This is a genomic window from Micromonospora endophytica (assembly GCF_003236305.1).
Lineage (GTDB): Bacteria > Actinomycetota > Actinomycetes > Mycobacteriales > Micromonosporaceae > Micromonospora > Micromonospora endophytica.
On record NZ_POTX01000456.1, the window covers coordinates 1 to 1395 of the forward strand.

Here is a 1395-nt window from a genome sequence, read left to right on the forward strand (position 1 = left end):
GCGGTGCGGGGTGCGGGCGGTCCGGGCGGTGAGGGCGGCGCGTACCGCCCGGGGCAGCCGGGCCACGGCGACCTGGCGCAGCGACTCGTCGGTGAAGTCGAGCCGGCCGGCCCGCCGCGCGACCAGCAGGCCCGCTGCGCTCAGGGTGCCCAGCGTCGCCGCCATCCGGCCGGTCGACCAGCCGAGGGCCCGGGCCAGCTCCGGCGCGGTGGCGCCAGGCAGGACGGCGGCGGCCATCAGCGCCGCCCGGGCCGGGCCGTCGAGGCGGTCCAGCCGGGCCTCGACGACCCGGCGCACGCTCTCCGGGACGGGCAGCGGTCGCGTGGCGTCGCCGTCGAGCGTGGGCCCGCCGGCCCGCGACGGGTCCGCCGCAGCATCGACGCCGAGCATGCGTGCGTACGCCATGGCGTAGCCGGGCTTGCCGCCGACCAGGGGGAGCAGCCGCCGTACCAGGGCTGGCGACCGGCCGGTGCGGGGCAGTAACCGGCGCACCAGCCGTCCGGTGGTCACCGGGTCGAGGGGACCCAACCGCACCCGGGCGGCGGGTCGGGTGGTTTCGTCGGCGTTCTCGTCGGCGGTGGCGACAAGCACCAGCGGCAGGCCGTCCGCGGTGGCCCGGTCGACAAGTGTGTCCAGTTGCCGGCGGAACGCCGCAGCGGCCCGGTCGAGATCGTCCACGGCCAGCACCACCGGCTGCCGACGCGCCAGGCTCAGCAGCGACTCCCGCCAGCCCGCGAGCGCGGGGGCGCTGGGCGTGGCGCCTGCTCCGGTCAGCGGGCGTAGCAGGCCCACCACCGGTGCCAGCGGGTCGTCGGGGCAGGGCGGGCAGGCCGTCGCGCACCACCGCACGGCGACTCCGTCCACCGTGGGCGTGGTGTGCATCAGCTCATCGAGCAACCGGCTGCGGCCGCTGCCGGTCGGGCCGACGAGCAGCACCCGACGGGGGCCGGGTCCCCGTACCGCGTGCGCGAGATGTTCCCGCGCGGCGGCCAGGTGTCGGCGGCGGCCGAGCAGGGGGCCGTCCGGTCGTGCCGGTCGGGCTGCCCGCACGCCGGTGGCGTGCCAGACGTCGACCGGCAGCGGCTTGCCGGCGACCGCCACCGCCGGTATCCGGCGCTGGGTGATCAGTCCGTCGACGGCCCGGTGGGTGGCCGCGCAGAGTGCCACGCCGCCGGGTGGGGCGTACTCCTGCAAGCGGGCGGCCAGCGTGATGACCGCGCCGCTGGCCACGCCGTGCCCACCGTCGTGGCCGGCCGTGATGTCGACAACTGCCTCGCCGGTGGCCACGCCGACCCGGACCCGGAGCCCGGGAGCCGCCGCGACCGGCCGGCGGTCGAGCGCCCGTTGGATCTCCAGGCCGGCGCGTACCGCCCGGTACGCCTCCCACCCGTCACC

General features: G+C 78.4%; 1 protein-coding gene. It reads right to left on the reverse strand.

The genetic code is table 11. The features are described from left to right. On the reverse strand, positions 1-1395 hold a 1395-nt coding region (locus C1I93_RS30455), incomplete at both ends, for an adenylate/guanylate cyclase domain-containing protein (RefSeq protein WP_146603616.1).